The organism is Kitasatospora sp. NPDC057500, from assembly GCF_042802195.1.
Taxonomy (GTDB): domain Bacteria; phylum Actinomycetota; class Actinomycetes; order Streptomycetales; family Streptomycetaceae; genus Kitasatospora.
In genome coordinates this window covers 169603-189937 of the sequence record NZ_JBHVER010000001.1, presented here as the reverse complement: position 1 = coordinate 189937, position 20335 = coordinate 169603, and the positions used below count along the sequence as shown (strand labels likewise).

The following is a 20335-nucleotide window of genomic DNA, read 5'->3' as shown; positions in this document are numbered from 1 at the left end:
AGCAGTCATGGCAGGCCGTGACCGACCTGGAGGGATGTCCGAGGCCGCCGTGCGTGGGGGCTGGTGGCTCGCGCAGGCCAGCGGTGACACCGCCCGCGCTCGACTGCTGTGGAGCCAGGGGCTGCTGGCCGAGATCCCGATCGGAATCCACTTCGACGTCGTCCGACTGCTGTCGCTCCAGCTGGGGCAGGCCGCGGTGGAAGACCTCCGGGCCGCCGGGCGCAGGCCCGGGCCGGTTCTGCTGGACCACGTCCGCCGGCACAGCTTCTGGCTGGTGGCGATCGAGCGCGGGGGGTGGGGCGTCCCGGAGGCGGAGCTGCTGAGCCGCCGTGCGGGCAGGCTCCCGCAGGCGATACCCGTGCCGGGAACCGGTGTGGGCCGGGTCGGCGGCCGGGAGTGGCTGGTCGAGCCGGACGGCACCGGGCTGCTCACCCGCCCCGGAGACCTCGCCGTCGCGATCCGCAGAGCCCGGGCCGCCTCTCGGTCGGCCTCCGGGTTCGTCCCCTGACAGCCGCCTTCAGGTCCGCCAGCTCGGCTCGAACTACCTCAGCAGAGTTGGACGGATCACCGTTCCACCGCTGCCCTACCTCGACGCCGTGGGCTGGGCACTCAGGCCTCCCGAGCCTCGGGCAGGCCAGCCTCCGGCGGCACCCGACTCCGATCGGGCGCCAGCCGCCCCGCCGGCCGACACCAGGTGTTCCCGAGGTGTCATCCGGTACCGGCCGCCGTCGTGTATCTCAGGGATTGACCGCCGCAGCACACGCAACGCGGCCCCTAAAAAGAGGAGTTGCCACCATGTCCACCTTGCCGAAGACCGACGAGCCCGTCGAGGAGCTGCGCTCGGCCATGGTCGAAGCCCTGCGTGCCGACGGGACGATCCGCACGGACCGCGTGGCCGCCGCGCTGCTGGCCGTGCCGCGGCACATCTTCGCCCCCGAGGTGCCGCTTACCGAGGCCTACGAGCCGGTGCGTGCCCTGGTGACCAAGCGAGACGAGCACGGCCTCGTGGTGAGTTCGGTCTCGGCGGCGCAGATCCAGGCCCTGATGCTGGAGCAGGCCGACGTCCGCCCGGGGATGCGGGTGGAGGAGATCGGATCCGGCGGATTCAACGCGGCCCTGCTCGCTGAACTCGTCGGTCCGGAGGGGGAGGTGACGACGGTCGACATCGACCCGTTCGTCACGGACCGTGCCTCCCGCTTCCTCGACGAGGCCGGCTACAGCCGGGTGAAGGTGGTGCTGGCCGACGCCTCCGAGCCCGTGGCCGGGGCGCCGTTCGACCGGATCCTCGTCACCGTCGGCGCGTGGGACCTGCCGCCCGCCTGGACCGTCGGCCTCGCCGAGGGCGGGACGATCACCGTGCCGCTGCGGATGCGCGGTCTGACCCGCTCGATCAGCTTCCACCGCGACGGCGGGCGCCTGGTCAGCGTGAGCGCCGAGGTGTGCGGCTTCGTCAAGATGCAGGGAACCGGCGCGCACGACGAACACCTGGTCCTGCCGCGCGGCACCAAGGAGGTCGGGCTGCGCTTCGACGAGCTCGACCGGCCGGACACCAGCCGGCTCGCGGGCGTGCTGGAGACACCGCGTGTTGAGCGGTGGACGCAGGTGACGGTCGGCAACCAGGAGCCGTTCGACTCGCTGTACCTGTGGCTGGCCGGTGCGCTGCCCGGATTCGGCCTGATCTCCGTCGACCGCACGCTCGACACCGGGACCGTCGCCCCGGCGAACAGGATGGCCTGCCCGCTCGTGGTGGACGGCGACAGCCTCGCCTACCTCGCGCTGCGCAAGATCGGCGACGACCCGGCGGTGTTCGAGTTCGGCGCCCACGGCTTCGGCCCCGACGGCGACCGCCTCGCCGACCTGATCGCCGAACAGGTCGGCGTCTGGACCCGCCGGCACCGCACCGGCGCCGGCCCCGTGTTCACCGCCTACCCGGCCGGCACCCCCGACGACCAGCTCCCGGACGGGCCGGTCATCGACAAGCGGCACGTCCGGCTCACGATCACCTGGCCGTGACCCGCGACCAGGCAGCCAAGCACCACCGACGAAACAGGAGGAACCATCGTGATCGGCACCCTTGAGGCCCCGCCCGCGCCCGTGTCCATGTCCGGCAGCGACTTCGACCTGGACGTGCGGATCGTGGAGGGCGCCGACCCCGTCGCCGCCCTGCTGCGCTCCACCGACGACAACTGCGGCAGCACCTGCGACGGCTCGGCCTGTGCCAGCGGCGGCGGCAACGTCTGACCCGTCCCGTCCCGTGTGACAGAGGCCCGGCGTGCGGCTGCTGTGCGGCCCCGCCGCACCCGGGCCTTGCCCATCCCGGATCCTGGAGGTGAATCCCCTTGTACCGCCTTGTTGGACCGGCCCTGATCCGCGCCGCGGCACGCCCCGCCGACGCCGCGCCGCAGTGGCCCGATCTCGCCGACCCCACCCCCGCCGGCGCGGAGGCGTGGCGATCCTGGCTCCGCTCAGCCTGGAGTAACCCTCAGCTGGAGACCGCGATCGAGGCTGCGGCCGGGGGCCGACTGGCCGACCGTGTGCGCGAGGTGATCGCGGGCCGTCCGATCGGCACCGCGCGGCTGCGCCGGCTGACGGCCACGGTGATGCGCTACATCCTGCGGGCGGAGGGCAGGGCGACCCCGTTCGGCCTGTTCGCCGGGGTGACGGCCTGCCCGATCGGGGACGAGGCGACGGCTCCGGTGTGGGACGCGGGCCGGGCGGTGGCCCGGGTCGACGCGCAGTGGCTGGCCGGCGTCATCGACCAGCTGGAAGAGTTGCTGGCCGACCGGCTGCCCGTGGTGGCCAACGGCCTTCGCGTGCTGCACGGGGAGCGGATCGTGCTGCCGGTTCAGTCGCACCCGGCGGGCAGCGCGCCGGTCGAGGTATCGGTGCGTGCCACCCGGGCGGTTCTGGCCGCCTTGGAAGGCGCCCGTGAGCCGGTGCCCCTCGGCGTGCTCGCCGACTGTCTGCAGCGGCAGTTCCGCGACGCGCACCCCGGGCAGGTCAGGGCGATGCTGGGTGAACTGGTCCGGCAGCGCGTGCTGCTGAGCGGCTTACGTCCTCCGATGACCGCCACCGATCCGCTCGGCGCCCTGCTCGTAGCCTTTGAGCAGGCCGGTGCGGACGACGTCCCCGAGGCCACCGGGATCACCGCCGACCTCCGCAGCCTCCACACCGCGCTGGAGCGCCACAACCGCCTCGACGACCCCGGGGAACAGCGGGTGGCACGGTCGGCCATCACGGCATCGATGGCCGGCGGTACGGAGGCCGGTCCGCCGCTGATGGTCGACCTGCGGCTGGACGCCGGGCCGCTGGCGCTGCCCGAGCGGGTCGTGCGGGAAGTCACCGGCGCCGTCGCGCTGCTGACCCGGGTCAGCCCGCACCCCGGAGGCAACCCGGCCTGGCTCGACTACCACGCCCGCTTCGCCGAGCGGTACGGGCCCGGGGCCGTGGTGCCCGTCACCGAGCTGGTGAACCCCGACACCGGACTCGGCTTCCCCGCCCGCTACCGGGACTCCCTGCTTCCCGAGACGCCGGCCAGGCTCGGGCGCCGCGACGCCCGCCTGCTCGCGCTCGCCCAGAAGGCCGCGATCGAAGGCTGCATCGAACACGTCCTGGGCGACCGCCTGCTGGAACAGCTGGCTTCCGCACCGGCTCCGGCGACGGTCCAGCCGCACGCGGAACTCACTATCCACCTGGCCGCCGCCGATACCGAGTCGCTGAACGCGGGCGCCTTCACCCTCACGGTGGTGGCCGCACCCCGTGCCGCAGGGACCAGCACGGGCCGCTTCCTTCACCTCCTGGACCGGGCCCACCAGGACGCCTTGGCGGCGGCGATCTCCGCAGCGCCGGCGCTCCGCGCGGACGCGGAGCCGGTGCAGGTCTCCGTGCCGCCGCTGTTCACCCGCGTCGAGAACGTTGCCCGGACGCCCGCGCTCCTGCCGGTGCTGCCGCTCGGCGAGTACCCGGGCTCCGACACCGGCCCGTTGCGCTTGGACGGTCTCGGCGTGTGCGCGGACGACCGGCGGATGTGGCTGGTTTCCCTCGCCGACTGCCGTCCTGTCGAGCCGCGTGTGCTGAACGCGGTGGAGTTCCGGGCACACACCCAGCCCCTCGCCCGGTTCCTGTGCGAAGTCACCGGTGCGTTCACGCCGGTGTACACCGGCTTTGACTGGGGCGTCGCCGGGAAGTTGCCGTTCCTGCCCCGGCTGCGCCGCGGACGCGTCGTCCTCTCACCGGCCCGCTGGAACCTCCCGGCCGCCGACCTGCCGCCCGAGGGAACGTCGTGGGCCGAGTGGGAGCACGCCGCCCGCTCCTGGCTGAAGCTCTACCGCACCCCGGCCAGGGTCTATCTGACCCAGCGCGACCTGAAGCTGCCCCTCGACCTGGACCTGCCCGAGCACCTGGTTCTGCTGCGCGACCACCTCACCCAGCAGACCACCGCCGCCCTTACCGAGGCTCCAGGCCCGGGGGCAAACGGCTGGTGCGAAGGCCGGGCGCACGAGCTCACGTTCCAACTCCACTCCACCCGGGCTCCGCTGCCAGCCACCCGCCGCCGGACCGTCCACGCCACCAGCCACCGGGACGGGCACCTGCCCGGGGCGTCCCGCTGGGTGTACGCCCGCCTGTACGGCAACCCGGCCAGGGCGGACGACATCCTGACCCGTGTGCCCGCCCTGTTGGGCCGCTGGGTCAACGACCCGGCCTGGTGGTTCCTGCGTCACACCGACCCCGAACCGCACCTGCGCCTGCGGATCGCGCTGCCGGGCCCGGAGGCGTTCGCCGTAGCCGCTGAGAGGGTCGGAGCATGGGCCGCCGACCTTCGCGCGGCCGGTCTGCTGACGCGCCTCCAACTGGACACCTACCAGCCGGAGAACGGCCGCTACGGCCGGAGCGCGGCGATGCGCCAGGCCGAGGAGGTGTTCGCCACCGACTCCCGCGCCGTCCTCGCCCAACTCGTCCACATCGAGCAGACGAAGGCCGACCGGACGGCCGTGACCGGGGCGAGCATGCTGCTCCTGGCCACCGGATTGCTCGGCGCCGATGCCGGACCGCGCTGGCTGCTGGAGCACGTCCCCCATCACACCGAGCAGGCCCTTCCCCGCGACGTCCGCTGGCAGACGCTCGCCCTCACCGGGCAACCGGGGACCTGGCCCGCGCTGGAGACCACCGCCTCCGGCCCGGCCCTGGCCAGAGCTTGGCACGAACGCGCTGAAGCCCTCGCGGACTACCGCCACCTGCTCGACCGACACAAGGACCCGAAGGCGGACGAGGTGGCCGGCGCGCTGCTGCACCTGCACCACGCGCGGGCGATCGGCATCGATCCCGACCACGAGCGGGCCTGCCACCGGCTCGCCCGAGTCGCCGCCCTGACCCGCATCCGGACCTCGGAGAAGCCCCGATGACCACGACCGCCGCCGCCGCTGACCGGGATATCCTCGCCGCGCTCACTGAGCCGCTCCTCACCCCGCCCGACAGCACCTCCGCCAAGTGGGGGCAGTCCCTGGCCAAGGGCGCCCCGGGCGTCACCCTGCTCCACATCACACGCGCCGCCACCGGAGCCGGCGACTGGAAGACGGCGCACGCCTGGATCGCGGCCTGCCTGCGCCGGCCGGTGCTCTCCACTCCCGGAACCGGCCTGTTTTTCGGCGCCCCCGCCGTCGCTCACGTCCTGCGTCAGGCCTCCACCGGGCCCCGCGACTTCGAGCGGCAGATCACCACGCTGGATGCCACTGTCGACCGGATGACCGAACGGCGCCTGGCCGCTGCCCACCGGCGCATCACCCAGCTCGAACGGCCGATCTTCGCCGAGTACGACCTCGTCTACGGCATGACCGGACTCGGCGTCACCCTGCGATCCCGGGGCGACAGCCACCTGCTGCGCGACGTGCTGACCTACCTGGTCCGCCTCACCGAACCCCTGCGCGGTCTGCCCGGCTGGTGGACCGACATTGCGCCCTCCGGCGCCACCTCACCCCACTACCCGGGAGGCCACGGCAACCTCGGCCTGGCGCACGGCATCACCGGCCCGCTCGCCCTCCTCGCCCTGACCTGGACCGACGGCATCCGGGTCCCCGGCCACCAAGAGGCGATCGGCCGGATCACCCACTGGCTCGACGCCTGGCAGCAGGGTACCGGCACCGGACCGTGGTGGCCCGAAGCCGTCACCCCCGCCGAAGAGCACGAAGGTCGAAGCCTCCAGAACGGCCCGCTCCGCCCATCCTGGTGCTACGGCACCCCCGGCATCGCCCACGCCCAGCACCTGGCCGCCCTCGCCACCGGCGACCACCACCGTCGGCAAATCGCCGAATACGCCCTCCTCACCTGCCTGACCGACCCGCAGCAGCTGACCGGGCTCACCGGCAACACGCTATGCCACGGCACCGCCGGTACGCGGCTGCTCACCCACCGCTTCGCCGCCCGCACCACCGACCCCGCCACCGCGGCCCGGCTCCGCACAGCAGCCGACGCGATCACCACCCTCACCGAACCGCTGGCCGAGGCGGGCCTGCTCGAAGGCACGGCCGGCACCGCCCTCGTCCTCCACACCCTGACCCCCGGCCGGCCCGCCACCACCAGGTGGGACAGCTGTCTGCTCCTCACCTGACCGGAGAACCCCGCGATGAGCGACGTCGAGAAGTCCCCGCCCCCGCTGCTCCAAGTCCACCTCCACCTGACCGAACCCGCCGCGACCGAAAGGCTCGCCGCCTGGCATCTCGGACCCGGTCTCACGGCGCTCACGCGCGCGGGAGCCATCACCGGCTGGCACTTCGTACGCAAGGGCGACCGATGGCGGCTGCGCTACCAGCCGGCCACCGCCGACAGCACCGACGCCGCCACGGCCGCCGTCGACACGGTCATGGAGGACTTCCGCACCACCGGTGCACTCAGCCGCTGGACCCCGGTGATATACGAGCCCGAGACGATCGCCTTCGGCGGCGACGACGCCATGGAGGCCGCACACCGGCTGTTCCACCTCGACAGCCACCACACCCTCGCCTACCTGCGCGCTGTCCACGCTTCCGAGGTGGACGACCAACGCCGCGAGTTGTCCCTGTTGCTCGGCACCGCCATGATGCGCGGCGCGGGCCTGGACTGGTACGAGATCGGCGACACCTGGGCCAAGATCGCGCAGCACCGTCCGACCGTGCCGGAAACCGACGGCGGGCGCCGACTCCACCAGACCGTCGCCGTGCTGCTCCAGGCCGACACCGGCCCCACCTCCGCGCTCCTCACGACCGGGCAGCTCGCCTTCGCCGCACCCTGGTTCGCCGCCTTCACCGCATGCGGCCGGGGCCTGAGGACCCTCGCCGACAGCGGCCGGCTCCGGCGCGGCCTGCGAGCGGTCCTCGCCCACCACCAGCTGTTCCACTCCAACCGGCTCGGCCTCACCCACGACCACCAGGCGCTGCTGGCCCACGCCGCCACCGCCACTGTCCTCGAACCCACCCAGGAACCCGCATGACGGCCGTCCTGCTCGCCGACGTGCTCCGCCGCTTCCCCCTCGTCCCGCGCAAGCGCGCCCTCGCCCTGCCGCTGGAGACCCGGGTCGCCCGGCTCACCGAACTCGCCGCATCGGCCGATGCCCACAGCAACCTCGTCGACGCCGCAGGCGTTCACAACCTCACCGCGCTCCTCGCCGCCGACCGCGGCCTGCCCGACCTCGCCCGAGCCCTGTGCCACAACCACGCCAACCTCCATCTCGCCGCCCGCCCGCTGCCGCCGGCATCGGCCTGCCTGGCCCTGGAACCCTTGGTCAACCTCGCCCTGCTGCACATCCGGGAGGCCGACGGCAACGCCGCCTTTACCCTCCTTGAGCAGCTGGCCCATGCCGTCGCCACCGACCACGATGCCGTTCTCTACGGGACGCCGGTGACCCTCCGCGGCCTGACCGCCCCGGGGACAGACCGGGGTGAGGTCATCGAGTGGCTGGACAACGTCCTCCTCTACGACGGCGCCCGCGCCCTCACACGGGCCGGCCGGTGGGTCGACTCCTACCTCCACCTGAAGCAGGCCGGAAGCATCGCCCGCCGCATGTTCGACGGCCGCCAGATCGCCGTCATCGCCATGGCCGCCGACGGCGATCCCGAACTGGCACAGAGCCTGCTCGCCGACAGCCCCACAGAAGAGCCGTGGGAGACCGCCGTCGCCGCCGCGCTGGCCGTGGCCTGCCCGCTCCTCGCCGGGCGGCCCTGTCCCGAGCAGACCGAGGCGATGCTCAGTGCCCACCGGGCCGTCGAGCCGAGCGACGGAACGCCGATCTTCGATACCCGTCTGGCCCTCACGGTCGCCGACCTCGCCGCGGCGGCCGGTGTCCCCGGACAGGGGCAGCGGCTCTTCCGACACGCCGTCGAGCGGGCACTCGCAGTCCCCGAGGGGTACAGCGCGCGTGACCTGCTCGCTCATCCCCGTGCCGTCGATCTCCCCGGCGCCCACCGAAAGCAGCTCGCCGCCGCCATGGCCACCGCAGGCCTGGGGATGCGCAGCCTGCCGACCGACCTCGACGACCGCATCGGAGCCGCTCTCGCTCTGGCCACCGCCGTCATCAGCCGCATCGGCGCCGCCACCCACCGACCCGTGCCCCATGCTGAACGGACGACCCGATGACCAGGAGATGGGTATCGGCCTGGCATGACGCGGCAGGGGACAGGCAGGCCATGATGTGCTCGCGGTCGGTCTGGTGAGCCCTCGGTGGCCGGCGTCGTGGGTGGCTGTTGCGCAGGGCATGCAGAACGTGCCGTCCCTCCCAGCGGCTGTCCCACTACGTCGGTCGGCCGCAGCTGCGTCAGGTGCTGGCCGGCGGCGGGGTCAGGCCCGGGCCGGCAGGGTGGGGTCGGTGGGGGCGGTAAGGGCGGGAGTTTTGATGCAGTACTCCTGTTTTCCGAAGATGCTGTCGCAGTACTGCCAGTACAGTGCGTGCCACTCGGGCCCCAGAACCGGGCACCAGTCACGGAAGCTGTGGGGGTGGCAGTTGAGCCACTGCCCCTCCGGCAGCTCCACGCCCTCGGGAAGCTGGGGAACGTCGCGTGAAGCGGTGCGGGCCTGGATCTGGCTCCGGGCCTGTGCCGGGGCCGTGACCAGGCCCGCCGCGAAGATCGCGGTGAGCAGGGTCGCGAGAGCGCGTCGTGCGAACATGCTTCGGGATTTCCTTCTCTGTAGGGCCCGTCAAGCCTGGTCCGGCCCGATGCCGACGGCCACGATGAGCGGGGGAGGGATGCGCTACTCGACGATCCGTGTGACCGCACCGGCGCCCACCGTGCGTCCACCCTGTCGGAGCCAGAACCCCGTCCCCTCCTCGACGGCGACCGCGACCTCCAGCGTCACCGTCACCCGGGCGGTGTCACCGGGTTTGAGGGCGTCGGTGCCCGCCGGTAGTTCGAGCGTCCCGCTGAACTCGCCTGTGTGCACGTGGAAGCGGGGCCAGCTGCCACCAGCGACCGGGTCCTTCAGGCCACCGGCCTCGGTGGCAAGCAGCTCGACATCCGCCTCGAACGCGGCATGCGCCTTGATACTGCCCGGCGCGGCCAGCACCTGGCCGCGCGCCAGCTGATCGGTGGTCACTCCGGTCAGCAACAGGCCCACCGCCTCACCCGCCCGCGCCTGCTCCAGCGCCTTGTTGCGCTGTTCGATCCCGACACAGGTCACCGTCCGGGTCCCGTCGACCCCGACGAGCTCGATCCCGCTCCCCGTGGTGACCGTGCCGCGATCGATCGTGCCGGTCACCGCGACGCCCCGCCCGGGAACGTTGAACGCGTCCTCGAAGGCGAACAGGAACGGCCCGTCCGCGTCGGCCAGCTGCCCGGCCGTCTCCGTCGCTGCCACTCGCACCAACTCCCTCCAATGGTCGCTTCCGGTACGAACCCTGCCCCGCATCACCCCGCGCCGTACGGGAACGCGCCGCTGCATCGCCCGGTCGAGTGAACTCGGACGCCAGTCCTGCGCCCGCGGACCCGGAGTCGGCGCGGACGCGCATACGGACGCGACGGTGGGTCGGTGGCGCATGGGCGGGTGCTCCGGCCCGTCGGGAGGCGGTCGTGGGCGGACCCGGATGTGATGATCCGATCGCACCGGCATGCGGTTCGCGGATGCTCTGAGCAGGTGCTCCCTGCTGGCGGGTGAAGAGGGATACGGATGACAGGACCTTGTCCGAGGTTCAGGCGTGGGTGAAGCAGCAGCGGCTGTCCGGTGGCTGAGTCCGTGGAACCGGTGTGCGGAGGCCCTGTCCCAGCACGGGAGCAGGGCCTCCGAGCGTTCAGGCGGCGAGGCCGAGGTCGAGGAGCTCGGCGGCGCGGCCGATGGAGCCGGGCATGAGGTGGCGGTAGATCTTGAAGGTGATGTCGATGCTCTTGTGGCCCATCCATTCGGCGACATCGGTGATGGGGAGGTTGTGGCCGAGGCAGTTCGAGGCGAAGAAGTGACGGAGGCCGTAGACGACCATGCCGTCGGGGATCTCGACGAGGCCGTCGTTCTTGATCCGCTTCCACTGGTTCGCGATGTAGTGGTTGGGCATCGGCTTGGTCAGGTCGCGCGGGTGCCGGAGGAGGTAGCCGTCGATGGTGCCGTAGGTGTCGGCGTACGACTCGATGGAGTGCCGGACGCGGGCGGCGAGGGGGACGTCGCGGTAGTCGCCGGCCTTGCGGTGCTTGAGGGGCGCGTAGGCCTTGGTGGTCTGGTTGACCTGCTCGGTGATCCGGTAGACGTCGTCGGCGACGATGTTGTTGATGTTGACGGCCAGGGCCTCGCCGTTGCGCATGCCGCAGCCGCTCATCAGGTCGGCGACGAGACGGAAGGTGTCGTCGCCGGCGGTGCGTATGTGCCGGACCTCGGCGGGGGAGGGGATGATGGCGCGCTTGGGGTCGTACTGGGGTGGCTTGACGCCGTCGAGGGGGCTGTCGTCGTAGAGGCCGAGCCGGTGAGCGTCGAGCAGGATCGACTTGAGCTTGTCGAAGGCGTTGGACTGGGTGGCGAGGCCGACGCCGTTGCGCTCCATGGCCTGGATGAAGGCCTCGACGACCTTGTGGTCGAAGGTGCCCATTCGGCGGCTGCGGAAGGCGGGGTAGAGGTGGTGGACGAGCAGTGAGTCGAGGTGGCGCAGGGAGCTGGGGCTGGGGTCGCGCTGGCCGGCCTTCCACTCGGTGACGTACTCGTGGAACTGCATCGGGCTGTACTGCTGGACGCGGGCGGCCTTGTGCTGGCTCTGCGGGTTGTTCTTGCGGGCCTGGTAGACCTCGGCGAGGCGGGACTTCGCCTTGTCCTGGGTGGCGAAGCCGGACTCCTCGGTCTGGCGTCCGGCCGCGTTGCGGTAGCGGATCTTGTACTCGTGCGGGCACCTCGGCCACCGGCTCTCGGGGTGCTCGTACTCCTTGAAGAAGCTGCCCATGCCGCGGACGAGGTTGATGGTGGCCATGGTGTCGACTCCCGGGCGTCTTGCTGACCTTTCGCTGACCCCGGATGGTCGATCAAGCCCCTGACCTGGGAAGAACTGTGAAACGTGGTATGTGGTGGAACTTCATCGGCCGCACCGGCGAGGAGATCCTCCAGGCCCGCAACGACTGGGAGACCGGCAACCGCTTCGGTGAGGTCCACGGCTACGACGGCGCCCGACTCCATGCCCCGGCCCTCCCCGACATTCCGCTGAAGGCCCGTGGGCGGGTGCGCTGACCTGCGAGAATGATGCCATGACGGCGTGTTCGGCGGTCGCTGTCGACGGGGGTCGGGTGGGCGTTCTCCGGGCCCCGTGGACGGGCGGATTCTCAGGTCAGGGCGTCTTGTCGCAGGGTCTGCTCGTACAGATGCTGACCTCTTGCTGACTCTACTGACGGATCATCGGTGGACGGCGGGCCTGGCAGCTCCTCGGCTGCCTCCACCACTGCCTGCAGAACCGCATGCTCTACGACTTCCGAACAGGCCTTCGCGCTCGCCGCATGACCGCTGAAGTCGACCTCCAGCAACATGAGATGCCGCCTCGGGGCCGCCCGAGGGCCTCGCCGGCCGACCGGCCGGACGCTCGCCCGGGAGGCCGGGCGGGGTGCCCGGGCGGGGCTGGTCCGGCCGGAACTGGTCGAGGTCGGCTTCGACGGCCCTCCAGTGCAGCCCCGTTACCCCGCAGGGCCGGCCCTGCCGGGCAGCCCCCGCTACCCCGTCGGGAGGGCCCCCGCTACCCTGCCGGGCAGCCCCGGCTACTCCGCGGTCGGCCCCGCGGTTCGCCCGGGTGGTGAGCTACCGGTCGGGCAAGGGCGCCGCCGGGTCCGAAACGGATCTCTCCGTACGGGAGTTGGCCACCGCTGAGGCTCGTGGGGCCGTCCGGGCGGCCGGGTCCGCCGATCCGTCCGGCGAAGTACCACGGGTTGGAACGCATTGCGCCGCAAGGGGGGTTCGCGCACAGGGCCGAATCAGCCATTCTCGATCCGGGCACCGTACCCCTCCGTGAGCCGACCGGCGGTGGCTAGGTTGACCGTGACAACGAGAGGCGGCCGCCGGGCAGTCGGCGCCGCCCTGGCGAAAGGTGCCGACATGCAGGTGAGCGTCGACCGGGACCGTTGCTGTAGCTCCGGCATGTGCGTGACGAACGCCCCCGCGGTCTTCTACCAGGACGACCGGGACAGTCTCGTGAGGATTCGTCAGACCGTCGTGCCGGCCGAGCAGTTCGATGACGTCTGGCTCGCCTCCGAGCTCTGCCCGGGCCGGGCGATCACCGTCACCGGGGACGAGCCCGCGCGGACCGGGGCCTGACGGACCCCGCCGCCGGCCCCGCAGGCCCCCGGGAACCTTCCCGGGCCCGAACCGCACGAGAACACCCGCGACGTGAGGAGACCCCCCGCCTTGACCACCGCACCCACCACCCCCGTCCTCCCGCTGCCGGCCCGGCACTCGGGCGGCTGCCCGTTCGGCCCGCCGCCCGAGTACGCCGAGGCCGCCGCCACCGGGCCGGTGACCAGGGCCGAGCTGCCCGACGGCGACCTCTGCTGGCTGGTCACCGGCTTCGCCGAGGTCCGCACCGTGCTGTCCGACCGCCGGTTCAGTGCCGACATACGCCACCCGACCTTTCCCCTGCTGATCGCCGGCGCTCGCGAGCTGATCACCGACAATCCGGACTTCCTGCGGCTCGACGACCCCGAGCACGCCCGCCAGCGCCGCATGCTCACCGGGGAATTCCTGGTCAAGCGGGTGGAGGAGCTGCGCCCCGAGATCCAGCGGATCGTGGACGAGGCACTGGACCGGATGACCACGGGCCGGACCGCGGCCGACCTGGTCACCGACTTCGCGCTGCCGGTGCCCTCGCTGGTGATCTGCCTGCTGCTCGGCGTGCCGTACGAGGACCACGACCGCTTCCAGCGGCTGAGCCGCACGATGCTCAACCAGGAGAGCACCGTGGAGCAGCTCCGGGAGGCCCAGGAGGAGGTCCGGGACTACCTGCGCGACCTGACGGCCCGCAAGCGCGCACAGCCGGAGGACGACGTCCTCAGCCGGCTCGCGGCGCGGGACGACCTGACCCCGGACGACGTGGCCGGCATGGGCGTGCTGCTGCTGATCGCCGGGCACGAGACGACCGCGAGCATGATCGCGCTGTCGACCGCGCTGCTGCTGGAGCACCCCGAGCAGATCCCCGGCCTGGCCGACCCGGCCACCCTGCCGGGCGCGGTGGAGGAACTGCTGCGGCTGCTGACCATCGTGCACACCGGCCTGCCCCGGGTGGCGCTGGAGGACGTGGAGCTCGGCGGCGTCACCGTCCGGGCCGGGGAGGGCGTGATGGCGATGCTCTCCACCGCCAACCGGGACGAGGCGGTGTTCGGCGGCGCCGGCCGTCGGGCGACGGACGAGCTGGACCTGTACCGGGACGCCCGGCGGCAACTGGCGTTCGGCTTCGGCGTGCACCAGTGCCTGGGCCAGCCGCTGGCCCGTGCCGAGCTCCAGATCGCCCTGGAGACGCTGTTCCGCCGGCTGCCGGGGCTGAGGCCGGCCGGCGAGCGCGAGTTCCGTACCGAGTCGTTCATCTACGGGATGCGGTCACTGCCCGTGACCTGGTGAGCGGGGCCCGATAGAGGAGGTGCCGCACCCGCCTGCGCAGGCGCGGCACCCCGCACACCGTCCCGGAGGCGACCGACAGCCGCGCCGCCCGCCTGCGCAAGGGCTCACGCGGCGGGCGGCCACCGGGCTTCGATGAGGAGCGGTACGAGGAGCGGCACGAGAAGAGGGACGAGAAGAGGTACGAGAAGCGCAACACCGTCGAACGCACCATCAGAACAAGGTCAACCACGCCCGAGCGGTAGCCGCACGGCGTCGGAGTCGTTGTCGTCGGTGTCGCCGGTGCCGACCGGGCCGCGGGGAAGCACCCGGTCCAGCCACTTCGGCAGCCACCAGTTGGCCCGGCCGAGGAGCGTCATCGTCGCCGGTACCAGCACCATGCGTACGACCGTGGCGTCGATGAAGATCGCGGCGGCCAGGCCGAGCCCGAACATCTTGGCGGAGGGGTCGTCGGTGACGGCGAAGGACAGGAAGACCGCCACCATGATGAGGGCGGCCGAAGTGATGATCCGGGCGGTGCCCGAGACACCCTCGACGATCGCCGTGCCGTTGTCGCCGGTGCGCAGGTACTCCTCGCGCACGCGGGACAGGAGGAACACCTCGTAGTCCATCGACAGCCCGAACAGGATGGCGAAGAGGAACATCGGGATGAACGACACGATCGGAACCGTCGCTTCCAGCCCGATGAGTGCGCCTCCCCAGCCCCACTGGAAGACCGCGACCATGATGCCGTAGGCCGCGCCGATGCTCAGCAGGTTCAGCAGGACCGCCTTGAGCGGTACGAGTACCGAACGGAAGACCAGCATCAGCAGCAGGAACGACATCGCCAGCACGGCGGCGACGAACACCGGCAGGCGTTCGCTGGTGCGTCGGCCCACATCGGACAGGCTCGCGGCGGCGCCGCCGACGTGGGCCCTGGCCGGGCCGTGCCCGATGGCCGTGGGCAGCACGTCGGTGCGCAGCCGGGCGATGGTGTCGGCCGTGGCCTTGTCCTGAGGGCTGGTGGTCGGGAACACCACGAGGGTCGCGATGCCGGTGGCCCGATCGATGTGCGCCGGCGCGACGGATGCGATGCCCGGATCCGCCGCGACCGTCGCGACGAGTCGGTCCAGCACTCCCGGATCACCGGTGGGGTCCGCGGCGATGACGAGGGGACCGTTGGTGCCCGGGCCGAACCCCTCGGCGACGAGGTCGTAGGCCCGGCGCTCGGTACGGCTGCGGGGCAGTGAGCCGTCGTCGGGCAGGCCGACGCGCAGGCCGAGCACGGGCAGCGTCGCGGTCAGGAGCAGCCCCGCCGCGCCGAGTGCGTACGGCACCGGGTGCCGGCCGACGTGCCCGATCCAGCGCCGCCACCCGGCGCCGTGGGCGGCGCCTGCCGACGGGTCCCGCCGCCGTGCGGGTCGGCCCGGCCTCCCGGTCCGCAGGGCCCGGCCGATCCGGCCGGCCCGGGCCAGGCGTGGGCCGGCGGCGCCGAGGAAGGCCGGCAGCAGCGTCACCGACGCGAGCACCATGGTCAGAACGACGATCGAGACGGCGAGCCCGCCCACCGTCATGAACGGCACGTTCGCGACCGCCATGCCCAGGATCGATACGACGACGGTGCCGCCGGCGAAGACCACGGGCCTGCCCGCCGTGGCCACCGCTCGCCCGGCCGCCTCGCGGGGATCGAGCCCGCGCGCGAGGTACTCCCGGTGCCGGGCGAGCACGAACAACGCGTAGTCGATGCCCACGCCGAGACCGACCATGCTGCCCAGGACCGGTGCGAAGGCAGGCACGTCCGTCACCCCCGCCAGGACCGTCATCGCGGCGACCCCGACGGTCAGCCCGAAGACCGCCATGCCGATCGGCAGCGCGGCGGCGACGAGCGAACCGAACGCCAGGAACAGGATCGCGGCCGCGGCGAGGAGGCCGATCAGCTCGCTCGCGCCGCCGTCGGGGTCGGAGAAGGCGTAGAAGAGGCTCCCGCCCATCTCGATGCGCAGGGGCAGTTCGGCGCGCAGCCGGTCGCCGAGTTCGACGAGGGCGTCGAGGTCCTCGGCCGACAGCCGGCTCTGGTCGGGGTACTGCACCCGGACGACCGCGATCCGCCCGTCGACCGAGACGAGGCCGCCGCGCACGGCGGTGTCCCCGCCCGCGTCGAGCGCCCCCGCCGGGTCGCTCGTGCCGAGCACGTGCGGCAGCCCCCGCACCTCGCTCTGCAGGCGCGTGAGAGCGGTGCGCGCACTGTCGTGGTCGAAGAACGTCGCAGCGCCGTCGAGGGGGGTGACGACCACTTGGGCGGTCATCCCCTCCTGGCCGGTGCCGGCCCGCTCGATCAGTTCCGCGGCCCGCTGGGAGTCCAGCCCCGGAACGGTCATCGAATCCGCATTCCGCCCGCCGACGGCGATCGCGGCGAGGACGGCGAGCGTGGCCACCACCAGCCATGCCGCGATCACCCGCCAGGGATGGCGGGCGGCGCTTGCGCCCAGGCGCAACAGGGCTTTCGAGAGCATCGGTTCCTCCAACCGCATCGGCGGCCGTCCTTGTGCGGCCGCCGATGCCGAGGTTCGTCGCCGCGGCGCTCCGCGGCATCGGCTCGCGGGCCGCGGATCCGTCGGCCCCGGGGCGGAGTGACGACCCGTCCTTTCGGCCGATGCGCGGCACGCCGCGGTCCCTAGGCTGAGAACCATGCTGCGAGAGGACCTGCGGACCCTGTGGACCGAACCCCGGCCGCCCGACGCGCCCGCCCGGGTGCGGTGGGATTGGGCGCTGCTCGCCGCGGGCCTCGCCGGTGTGGCGCTGGAGGCGACTCTGCGCGAGAACGTCGTGTGGCGGCCGGTGGCGGTGGTGTTCGCCGTATGGCTGTGCCTGCTGCCCCTGTGGCGCCGGACCCGCCCGTTGGCGACGGTCACGCTGGCGTTCGGCTCGGTGATCCTGCTTCAGGTGGCCTCGCTCGTCGCCGCACCGCGCGAGTCCGTCGGCCTGAACACCGGCGCGGTCGTGCTCGTGCTGGTGTACGCACTGCCCCGGTGGGGATCGGGACGCGAGATCGTACTGGGCGGCGCGGTGATCGTCGCGGCGTGCGCGCTGTGTGCCGTCACGGACGAGAGCCCGGTCGTCGAAAAGGTCGTGGGCTTCGTCTTCGCGCTGCTGCCCGGCGTGGTCGGGGCTGCGGTGCGGTTCCGGGTGACCGCTCGCGAGCGGCAGTTGGAGCAGGTACGCTCCCGCGAGCGCGAGCAGCTCGCCCGGGAACTCCACGACACGGTGGCCCACCACGTGTCCGCCATGGTGATCATCGCCCAGGCGGGCCGGGTGCTCGCGGGCACCGAGCCGTCCGCCGCGGTCGAGGCGCTGGAGGGGATCGAGGAGGAAGGGGCGCGCACGCTGGAGGAAATGCGGGCCATGGTCGCCGCGCTGCGCGACCGCGGGGCCGGCGCCGAGCTGGCGCCCCCTGCCGGCGTCGCGGATCTGGAACGCCTGGTGCGCACCCCCGGCGGTCGCATCAGGGTCGACCTGGGGCTCGACGGCGAGCTGGACACGCTGCCCCCGGCCGTGGACGCCGCCGTCTACCGGATCGTGCAGGAGTCGGTGACCAACGCGCTGCGCCACGCGGTCGACGCGACCGAGGTCGTCGTCCGGGTCGCCACGGAACGGCACGCGGTGCGGGTGAGCGTGCGGGACGACGGCCGGCGCACCGGCCGGGGCCGCGACGGCTACGGACTCACCGGACTGCGCGAGCGCGCGACCCTGATCGGCGGCACACTACGAGCCGGCCCGGGCACCGACCGGGGCTGGCATGTCGAGGCCGAACTGCCGAGAGCGAGGAGCCAGAGCGGTGTCCGTACGCGTCCTCGTCGCTGACGACCAGACGATCATCCGCACCGGGCTGCGGATCATGCTGAACGCCCAGCCCGGCATCGAGGTGGTCGGCGAGGCCGCCGACGGGCGGGAAGCGGTCCGCCTGGCCCGCGAACTGCGCCCCGACGTCTGCCTGTTCGACATCCGGATGCCCGTGCTCGACGGGATCGAGGCCACCCGGCTGGTCGCCGGCGCGGCCGTCGCCGACCCTCCGGCCGTGGTCGTCATCACCACGTTCGACCTCGACGAGTACGTCTACGGCTCGCTGCGTGCCGGCGCCCGCGGCTTCCTCCTCAAGGACACCGGACCGGACCTGCTGGCCCAGGCCGTACGGTCGGCGTCCGACGGGGAGGCGCTCATCGCGCCCAGCGTCACGGTCCGTCTGCTCCAGGCATTCGCGGACCTGCCCGCCGGCCGGCCCGCGGCCCAGCCGGTCTCACCCGTCACCGCCCGCGAGGAGCAGGTGCTCCTCGCCGTCGCTCGCGGGCTGACCAACACCGAGATCGCCGATGCGCTGCACATCAGCCTCAGCACGGTGAAGACGCATCTGGCCAGCCTGATGGCCAAACTCGGCGCCCGCAACCGGGTCGAGATCGCGATGTGGGCCTACGAAACGCGCCGTATCCTCCCCGGAACCTGAGACGGTGGCCGTGGGCGGTCCGGAGATTCAGGTGGCCGAGCAGGGCCACGCTCCTCCTTGAGCCGCTGGGGGCTGTCCCGGCTCGGTGCTCCGGCTCGGGCCGCGGCGCCGTCGACCTCTGGGGCGAGCAACGCCGAATCCGGCCAGACAGGTGGCGGAATATCGCTTTGAGGCACCAAACGATCACTGGCTGTGATCTGATCGGTTCCTGTCAGATGGATGGGTCCGATGGCGGCGGTCGATGCCTGCTGTTCGGCGCCTGGCGTGGCGAGTCCTGGCCCGGCCTGTTCCGTCGACGGTTGGGTGCTTCCAGCGGTGTCACTCGTACCGGTGGCGAGGGAGTGTGTCTCATGTCGGTGTCCGTTGCGGATCTGTTCGTCGGCCTTCCGGCTCGGAGGGGACTTCGTCCGGCACCGGGGTCTGTTCGAACTGCGAGATCTGCACGCGCTGTTGGTGGCCGGCGAGGACCGGTGCTCAAGGAGGCCCGGGCTCGGCGGGACCGACTGGCAGCGGTCGGCCGGGCGGGGCTGTCCCGGGTGAGCGGACGGCTCGGCTGACGCCGAAGTCCGTCGCGGATGCGGCGGGCGAATGAGGCCCGCCACTTGACCGGTGCGCGGTACTGCCCTGCCCTGTACACCCGAGAGCCTGGAGTCTGCGATGGCAATTCCCAATCCGGCTGATCCCCACGTGAGGGTGATCTTCGTCGGCGTCGGCCAGGGGGACTGCACCCTGATCGTCTTTCCGAACGCACCGCACGGGACCGGCGAGGTGGTGCTGATCGACTGCGGCTCGACCAAGGGTGCGAAGTGCCTCATTCCCGGACCGCCGGATCGGATTGTGGGGGCACTTGAGAACGTCCAGCACATTCTTCGTACGTTTGTTCCGGGGAGGGTGATCAACCACCTCTTCCTCACCCACGCCGACGAGGACCACTACAACCTGCTGGTCCGGGCACTTGAGGGGTTCACGGTCGGGGAGGCCTACTACACCGGGGTGTTGGAGGACTACCAGAACGACCGCGACGTGTCCAACGGAGTGAAGGGCGCCACGTACAGGTGGCTTCGGGACAAGGGTGCGCAGCCGCTTCCCGACTCGCTCGCGTTCAGCGGGCCTCCGGCCGGCGGGGGTGCCGCCACTCCTTGGCAGTACGGTAGGCCGATCGTTCCCCTGGGGGGTGGCGAGGGTCTCTATGCCGTGGCGGCCAATGCCACCGGCTCCTGCGCGAGGCGCAGCGCCCTGTGGCAGAAGTACCTGGCCCCTTCAACCGATCCGCATGAGAAGACGCGCCTCTGGAAGCAGATCTGCCGGTACGACCCGAACCCGGACAGTCTGGTCCTGGCGCTGGTCTACAAGCAGCGCGCGATGGTGTTCATGGGGGATGCGACCAGGGAGACGGAGGACTTCATCCGCGGTGCCTGGGGGACGCCCGCGTTCCTCTCCTCCGACATCACCCTCAAGATGGGGCATCACGGCAGTGACACCTCCTCCAGCGAGAGTTGGATCAAGCTGCTCAAGCCGAAGCGGCTCACCGTCAGTTCGGGCACCAAGCCCTTCAACGGTTCCGGCATCCCCAGGCTCAGCCACCTGAAGCAGGTCGAGCGGTGGTCCGGCGCCGTCCAGCCGGCCGAGCCGCACGAGTACACCTACTTCGACGACACCGCCGCACCGTCGTTCGTCGTCGACTTCACCGACCGGTCGGTCTTCACCTCACAACTGATGGTCAACCCGGACTGGACGGCCGCGATGCCGGACGACGAGCGCTTCATCTGCGGTACCTGGCACCTGACACTCGATGCCGCCGGCAACGTCATGATCGGCTACTGACGGACCACAAAG

At 72.0% G+C, this 20335-nt stretch carries 17 protein-coding genes and 1 pseudogene; 13 read left to right on the top strand and 5 right to left on the bottom strand.

The window, feature by feature from the left end; genetic code table 11:
- The first annotated feature begins 34 nt into the window (after positions 1-34).
- The 7 genes from ACFU74_RS00375 to ACFU74_RS00345 all read left to right on the top strand — a co-directional run bounded on the left by ACFU74_RS00375 (position 35) and on the right by ACFU74_RS00345 (position 8604).
- A complete protein-coding gene (locus ACFU74_RS00375; protein ID WP_380749338.1) occupies positions 35-508 on the top strand; it encodes a hypothetical protein in 474 nt (157 codons plus the stop codon).
- A 287-nt stretch (positions 509-795) separates the two neighbouring features.
- A complete protein-coding gene (fxlM, locus tag ACFU74_RS00370) occupies positions 796-2013 on the top strand; it encodes a methyltransferase, FxLD system (RefSeq protein ID WP_380749335.1) in 1218 nt (405 codons plus the stop codon).
- Between the two features lie 48 nt (positions 2014-2061).
- Positions 2062-2241 (top strand): FxLD family lanthipeptide, encoded by a 180-nt coding sequence (locus ACFU74_RS00365; RefSeq protein WP_380749332.1) that lies wholly within the window; start codon positions 2062-2064, stop codon positions 2239-2241.
- 98 nt (positions 2242-2339) lie between these two features.
- Positions 2340-5402 carry a lantibiotic dehydratase gene (locus tag ACFU74_RS00360; protein ID WP_380749329.1) on the top strand — a complete coding sequence of 1021 codons (3063 nt, stop codon included), beginning with the start codon at positions 2340-2342 and terminating at the stop codon, positions 5400-5402.
- On the top strand, positions 5399-6604 hold the full coding sequence (locus ACFU74_RS00355; RefSeq protein ID WP_380749326.1) for a lanthionine synthetase C family protein: 1206 nt from the start codon (positions 5399-5401) through the stop codon (positions 6602-6604). The genes ACFU74_RS00360 and ACFU74_RS00355 overlap by 4 nt, the downstream gene beginning before the upstream one ends.
- 15 nt (positions 6605-6619) lie before the next feature.
- Positions 6620-7462, top strand: a complete 843-nt coding sequence (locus tag ACFU74_RS00350) for a thiopeptide-type bacteriocin biosynthesis protein (RefSeq protein WP_380749324.1) — start codon at positions 6620-6622, stop codon at positions 7460-7462.
- Entirely contained in the window at positions 7459-8604 is a 1146-nt protein-coding gene (locus tag ACFU74_RS00345) for a hypothetical protein (protein ID WP_380749321.1), read from the top strand. Before ACFU74_RS00350 ends, ACFU74_RS00345 begins: the two co-directional genes overlap by 4 nt.
- A 201-nt stretch (positions 8605-8805) precedes the next feature.
- On the opposite strand, the gene ACFU74_RS00340 is transcribed toward ACFU74_RS00345, so the two are convergent.
- The 3 genes from ACFU74_RS00340 to ACFU74_RS00330 all read right to left on the bottom strand — a co-directional run bounded on the left by ACFU74_RS00340 (position 8806) and on the right by ACFU74_RS00330 (position 11404).
- On the bottom strand, positions 8806-9132 hold the full coding sequence (locus tag ACFU74_RS00340; protein ID WP_380749318.1) for a hypothetical protein: 327 nt from the start codon (positions 9130-9132) through the stop codon (positions 8806-8808).
- 84 nt (positions 9133-9216) lie between these two features.
- Positions 9217-9819, bottom strand: coding sequence for an EF-Tu/IF-2/RF-3 family GTPase (locus ACFU74_RS00335; RefSeq protein ID WP_380749315.1), 603 nt, complete (start codon positions 9817-9819; stop codon positions 9217-9219).
- A gap of 430 nt (positions 9820-10249) precedes the next feature.
- On the bottom strand, positions 10250-11404 hold the full coding sequence (locus ACFU74_RS00330) for a tyrosine-type recombinase/integrase (RefSeq protein ID WP_380749312.1): 1155 nt from the start codon (positions 11402-11404) through the stop codon (positions 10250-10252).
- Positions 11405-11493: 89 nt separating this feature from the next.
- Here ACFU74_RS00330 and ACFU74_RS00325 point away from each other — a divergent pair.
- Positions 11494-11658: pseudogene (locus tag ACFU74_RS00325) on the top strand (pirin family protein); the annotation flags it as partial.
- Between the two features lie 92 nt (positions 11659-11750).
- Here the strand turns inward: ACFU74_RS00325 and ACFU74_RS00320 are convergent.
- Positions 11751-11951: a hypothetical protein gene (locus ACFU74_RS00320; RefSeq protein ID WP_380749310.1), complete on the bottom strand. Its 201-nt coding sequence runs from the start codon at positions 11949-11951 to the stop codon at positions 11751-11753.
- Positions 11952-12510: 559 nt separating this feature from the next.
- Between ACFU74_RS00320 and ACFU74_RS00315 the strand changes: the two genes are divergently transcribed.
- Together ACFU74_RS00315 and ACFU74_RS00310 are read left to right on the top strand one after the other, a co-directional pair.
- The gene (locus ACFU74_RS00315; protein WP_380749307.1) at positions 12511-12729 is read left to right on the top strand and encodes a ferredoxin; all 219 of its coding nucleotides are present in this window, start codon (positions 12511-12513) and stop codon (positions 12727-12729) included.
- Between the two features lie 90 nt (positions 12730-12819).
- On the top strand, positions 12820-14025 hold the full coding sequence (locus tag ACFU74_RS00310; protein WP_380749304.1) for a cytochrome P450: 1206 nt from the start codon (positions 12820-12822) through the stop codon (positions 14023-14025).
- A gap of 221 nt (positions 14026-14246) precedes the next feature.
- On the opposite strand, the gene ACFU74_RS00305 is transcribed toward ACFU74_RS00310, so the two are convergent.
- Positions 14247-16514, bottom strand: a complete 2268-nt coding sequence (locus ACFU74_RS00305) for an MMPL family transporter (protein WP_380749302.1) — start codon at positions 16512-16514, stop codon at positions 14247-14249.
- Positions 16515-16689: 175 nt separating this feature from the next.
- On the opposite strand from ACFU74_RS00305, the gene ACFU74_RS00300 reads away from it, so the two are divergent.
- The 3 genes from ACFU74_RS00300 (at position 16690) to ACFU74_RS00290 (ending at position 20323) form a co-directional block, all read left to right on the top strand.
- Entirely contained in the window at positions 16690-17862 is a 1173-nt protein-coding gene (locus ACFU74_RS00300; RefSeq protein WP_380749300.1) for a sensor histidine kinase, read from the top strand.
- On the top strand, positions 17837-18499 hold the full coding sequence (locus ACFU74_RS00295; RefSeq protein WP_380749297.1) for a response regulator: 663 nt from the start codon (positions 17837-17839) through the stop codon (positions 18497-18499). Before ACFU74_RS00300 ends, ACFU74_RS00295 begins: the two co-directional genes overlap by 26 nt.
- A gap of 657 nt (positions 18500-19156) precedes the next feature.
- Complete coding sequence (locus ACFU74_RS00290; protein ID WP_380749294.1) at positions 19157-20323, top strand: ComEC/Rec2 family competence protein; 1167 nt, start codon at positions 19157-19159, stop codon at positions 20321-20323.
- Positions 20324-20335 lie beyond the last annotated feature (12 nt).